The organism is Deinococcus sp. (assembly GCF_030523985.1).
Taxonomy (GTDB): domain Bacteria; phylum Deinococcota; class Deinococci; order Deinococcales; family Deinococcaceae; genus Deinococcus.
The window spans coordinates 49,728-53,810 of the sequence record NZ_JAUNHK010000004.1 but is presented as its reverse complement, the minus strand read 5'-3'; the positions used below and the strand labels follow the sequence as shown (position 1 = coordinate 53,810).

Here is a 4,083-nt window from a genome sequence, read left to right as displayed (position 1 = left end):
ACGAGGGCCACCACCGCCCCATTCGCACCGGGCGCACCCTGCCGCGTGGCTGGTTTGCCGCTGTAGACGCCGCCGAGTTGCGGGCCGCGCTGCATGCCGTTTACCCTGCCGTGCTGGAGCAGGCGCACCTGTGGGAGCAGGGCAAATTGCCCGTCACACCCTGGCCCGAAACGGCGGCGCGGCAAAGTGGACGCTATGCCCGCGTGCGCCGCGCCCCGCCGGAGCAGGTGGCCCAGGCGCGGCACGACCTCTGTTCGGGCTGCCTGCGAATGCCGCTGTGGGCAGGCGAACCACCCGCTGCCGACGCCTTTCCCCTCCCTTGCCCCGAAGCCTGCACCCTGCTCGTGTCCCACGTTCGTCAACTGATTTCTGGAGAGGTTGCCCATGCCTGAATCCCTGCCCCGTCCTTTCGTGTCCCTCGTCGGCGCTGGCCCCGGCGACCCCGGCCTGCTGACCCTCCGCGCCCGCGAGGTGCTGTCGCAGGCCGACGTGGTGCTGGTGGACGCGCTGGTGAGTCCCGCGCTGCTGGCCCACTGCCCCCACGCCGAGGTGCTGGATGTGGGCAAACGCGGCTTTTTGCCGTCCGCCACCCAGGAAGACATCAACGCGCTGCTGGTGGCCAAAGCCAGGGAGAATGGCGGGCAGCGCGTGGTGCGGCTCAAGGGCGGCGACCCCTTCGTGTTTGGGCGCGGGGGCGAAGAAGCCCTGGCCTGCCGCGCCGCCGGAATCGCCTTCGAAATCGTGCCGGGCATCAGCAGCGCTCTGTCTGCCGCCGCCTACGCCGGAATTCCGGTCACGCACCGGGGGCTGGGACGCAGTTTCGCCGTCCTGACCGGGACAGACCGCCACGGCCCCGCCGCCTATGCCGACCTCGCCGGGGTGGACACGCTGGTGTTTCTGATGGCGGCGCGGCACCTGGGGCAAATCACGGACGACCTGGTGGCTGCGGGCCGCGACCCCCACACCCCCGCTGCCTGCGTGCAGTGGGCGAGTACGCCGCAGCAGCGCAGTGTGCGGGCCACGCTGGGCACCCTGGCGCAGCGCGTGCAGGAGGCCGGGCTGGGCGCTCCCGCCGTGACCATCGTGGGCGAGGTGGCGGCCCTGCAAGCCGAGCTGAACTGGTTCGACCCGGCAGCGATGCCCCTGCGCGGCGCACAGGTGGCGGTCACGCGCACCCGCGTGCAGGCCGACAGCACCCTCGCCAGCCTGCTGCACGGGCGCGGCGCACAGGTCAGCGAGATTCCGCTGCTGCGCTTCCTGCCGGGGCAAGCGCGGGAAGTGGCCGGGGCACTGGGCGGCTTTGACGGCTGGGTGCTGCTGTGCAGCGAACAGGCGGTGCGGGCGCTCTCCCAGAGCCTGCTGGCGGCGGGGCGCGACCTGCGGGTGCTGGCCCGCGTTCGACTGGCCGCCGTCGGCAGCGGCACGGCTCAGGCGTTGCGCGACCTGGGTCTGGCCCCCGATTTCGTGCCGACCCGCTCCGGCTCACGGCACTTAGGCGCGGAACTGCCTGCACAGCCGGGCGAGGTCGTGCTGCACATCGGTTCGCAGCATCCCGACCCGGTGCTGGACGCGGCGCTGGCGGCCCGCGGCATCGAGTGCGTGACCCTGGAAGCCTACCGCAGCGAGTACAACGACCTTTCGGCGGCCCAGCGGCTTCAGTTGCAAGAAGCCCAGGTCGTCACCCTGGCCTCGGCCACCGGAGCGCGGGCGCTGGCGGGCGTGGCGGGCACCGATTTCACGGCAGCCGTTATCGGCCCGCAGACCGAACTGGCCGCCCGTGAGGTGGGCTTTACCCGGTTGGTGCTGGCGCAGGAGCCGACGCTGGTCGGTCTGGGCGACGCGGTGCAGCGCGCCTGCGCCCTCGGCGCGGTTTAGTACGAAAGTAAAGGGGCTGCGAATCCAACGAATCCGGATCAGACCCGCAGTTCGTCCTCGTCTATCAGGAAATCCACCGCGCCCGAGCCGATTTCGTAGAAGCCGCCAATCACCCGAATCTGACCGCTGGCCTCGGCCTCCTGCACGACAGGCTGGCGGCGCAGGATTTGCACCTGATGGCGCACGTTGTTGATGACCGCCTCGCGCATCCTGGCCTTCTTGTCGCGGATGGTGGGCAACTGCTCTACGCTGGGCTTAATCCGCCCGATGAGGGTCTGCAGATTGGTCGGTTCCTGCGCGATTTCCTCGGGGGACATCAGGGCCGCCGCCACCGCGCCGCAGCCCTCGTGTCCCAGCACCACGATGAGGTGAACGTCGAGGTGCTTGATGGCGTATTCCAGGGTGCCCAGGCCGCCCTCCCCCACCACGTTGCCCGCCACGCGCACCACGAACAGTTGGCCTAAGCCCTGGTCGAACACCAGTTCGACGGGCACGCGGCTGTCACTGCACGCCAGCACTGCCGCGTAGGGCGTCTGGCCCATGATCTGGGCGCGGCGCTCGTTGGCCCCGATTTCGGGTCGCCGCGCCTGCCCGCCGAAGAAACGGGCATTGCCGTCCATCAGCGCCTGAATCGCTTCCTCGGGGGTCGCCACGTCCGAGTCCTTGAGGTCGGCGATTTCGGCCATGCTCGCCCCGCGCCGCACCGCTTGAAGGATACGGCGCTGCAGTTCCTCGGGCGTCAGGTCGAGCAGGCGGCTTTGCAGTTCATCTTCACGCAGGGACGACATGTGCCCCATGCTAATGCTCTAGCCTGCCCGCATGACCGAGCCGCCCGAGAGCCTCAGCGACCTGCTGGAACGGTACGCCACCCTGCGCGATACCCTGCTGGGTCTGGAAACCGAAAAAGAAGCCCTGGCTGCCCAAATCAAGGACGCCCTGCAACGCGGCGAACGGGCCGAAACCGACCTCTACCGCGCCCAGCTTAAGGTCACGCGCCGGGTCGAGTACCCGCTGGAACGCTTCCGCGAGGTGTTCGGAGACGCGGCCACCCTCGAAGTCGCCACTGTGGACAAGCGCAAGGCCGAAGCCCTCGCCAAAGCGGGTGACCTCGACGGCGCAAGGCTGCGCGAACTGGCCGAAGTCAAAGAGATTCAGGCGCTGGTACTGCTGCCCAAAACGCGCTGATACCGCTCATTTACCGAGGCGTCACGTTCTGAAGGCACAAAAAAAGCCAGTAAGCACACCCGCAAGAGCATCCCTTATGGCTGCTGCCTTCCGGCTCTGACCAGGTTCAGGCGTCCGCGCTGTGCTTACCAGCGGGAAAGAGAGTAGCACAGTTTTGGGCGCGTGGTTGTACGGATTCCGATTGAGTCCCCCGCCCCTTGGGGGATGAAATCCGACTGGAAGGAGTAGGAACAGATACGGGTTTCGCGGAATGGAGCCATAGGCGGTGTAGTTTCGACTATGGCGGAATGGAGCGGAATCCGTATTAGGTCCGCCGAAAACGCCCGTTGAAAGTGCGCCACTGCTTAAGGCCGTAGGCGTAGGCGGGGTGCGTCCAGTGGCCCGCCACCTGACCCAGCCGCAGCGCCCGCAGCAGGTCTTCGGGCGTGGCGATCAGGCGAAAAGGCGTTTCGACCCACGCTTCCCCGATGTCGCGCAGGGTGTGGGCGTCGCTGCCTGCCGACTGCGGCAGATGCCCGTGCGCTTCGGCCCAGCGCGCCGCCTCGCGGTTCCAGTGGTGACGCGACAGCCGCGAATTGAAGGTTTCCACGATGTCTATGTCGTCCTGAATGCGGGCGGTGGCCTCAGGTCGCAGGCGATAGCGCTTGAGCGGGTCGAAGCCGTGTTGCAGCAGCACCAGCCCGCCCTGGGCCTTGATTTCGCGCACCGTTTCTTCGGGCGTCAGTTTGGGCGGAATGCGTTCTTGCAAAAACAGGCCAATCAGTTCGCCCTCGCTGGTGGTCACTTCTTCGCCGCACACCACGCTCAGGCGGTCGTCCAGGCCCATGTCGGCAATGATCCGGCGCAGTTCGGGGCCGCCCCGGTACTGGTCGTGGTCGGTGACGGCGATCACGCGGGTGTTGGTCCGCAGCATCCAGCCGGGGATGTCGCGCAGGGCCGTCTTGCAGTCGTGGCTGACCTCGGTGTGGCAGTGCAGGTCCATGCGCATGACCTGCACCCCCTCGCGCCAGACGATGTTGTTTT

The 4,083-nt window shown here is 67.9% G+C and carries 5 protein-coding genes and 1 other RNA gene; 3 read left to right on the top strand and 3 right to left on the bottom strand.

The features are described 5' to 3' along the window. A partial coding sequence (locus tag Q4C89_RS01625; protein ID WP_303100864.1) for a DR2241 family protein occupies window positions 1-392 on the top strand: 392 nt, incomplete at its 5' end. Next, window positions 385-1,875: a uroporphyrinogen-III C-methyltransferase gene (cobA, locus tag Q4C89_RS01620; RefSeq protein ID WP_303100863.1), complete on the top strand. Its 1,491-nt coding sequence runs from the start codon at window positions 385-387 to the stop codon at window positions 1,873-1,875. The genes Q4C89_RS01625 and cobA, both read left to right, overlap by 8 nt. A 38-nt stretch (window positions 1,876-1,913) precedes the next feature. Here cobA and Q4C89_RS01615 read toward each other — a convergent pair whose 3' ends face one another. Further along, entirely contained in the window at window positions 1,914-2,663 is a 750-nt protein-coding gene (locus tag Q4C89_RS01615) for a carbonic anhydrase (protein WP_303100862.1), read from the bottom strand. A gap of 31 nt (window positions 2,664-2,694) precedes the next feature. Here Q4C89_RS01615 and Q4C89_RS01610 point away from each other — a divergent pair, with 31 nt between their 5' ends. Next, the gene (locus tag Q4C89_RS01610) at window positions 2,695-3,060 is read left to right on the top strand and encodes a hypothetical protein (protein WP_303100861.1); all 366 of its coding nucleotides are present in this window, start codon (window positions 2,695-2,697) and stop codon (window positions 3,058-3,060) included. 39 nt (window positions 3,061-3,099) lie between these two features. Here the strand turns inward: Q4C89_RS01610 and ffs are convergent. Together ffs and Q4C89_RS01600 are read right to left on the bottom strand one after the other, a co-directional pair. After that, window positions 3,100-3,196, bottom strand: an RNA gene (gene ffs, locus Q4C89_RS01605) — signal recognition particle sRNA small type. A 168-nt stretch (window positions 3,197-3,364) separates the two neighbouring features. After that, a partial coding sequence (locus Q4C89_RS01600; RefSeq protein ID WP_303100860.1) for a PHP domain-containing protein occupies window positions 3,365-4,083 on the bottom strand: 719 nt, incomplete at its 5' end.

Coding starts and splice junctions, on each gene's coding strand:
- cobA (WP_303100863.1), top strand. CDS start 385: ATGCCTGAATCCCTGCCCCGTCCTTTCGTGTCCCTCGTCGGCGCTGGC.
- Q4C89_RS01615 (WP_303100862.1), bottom strand. CDS start 2,663: ATGTCGTCCCTGCGTGAAGATGAACTGCAAAGCCGCCTGCTCGACCTG.
- Q4C89_RS01610 (WP_303100861.1), top strand. CDS start 2,695: ATGACCGAGCCGCCCGAGAGCCTCAGCGACCTGCTGGAACGGTACGCC.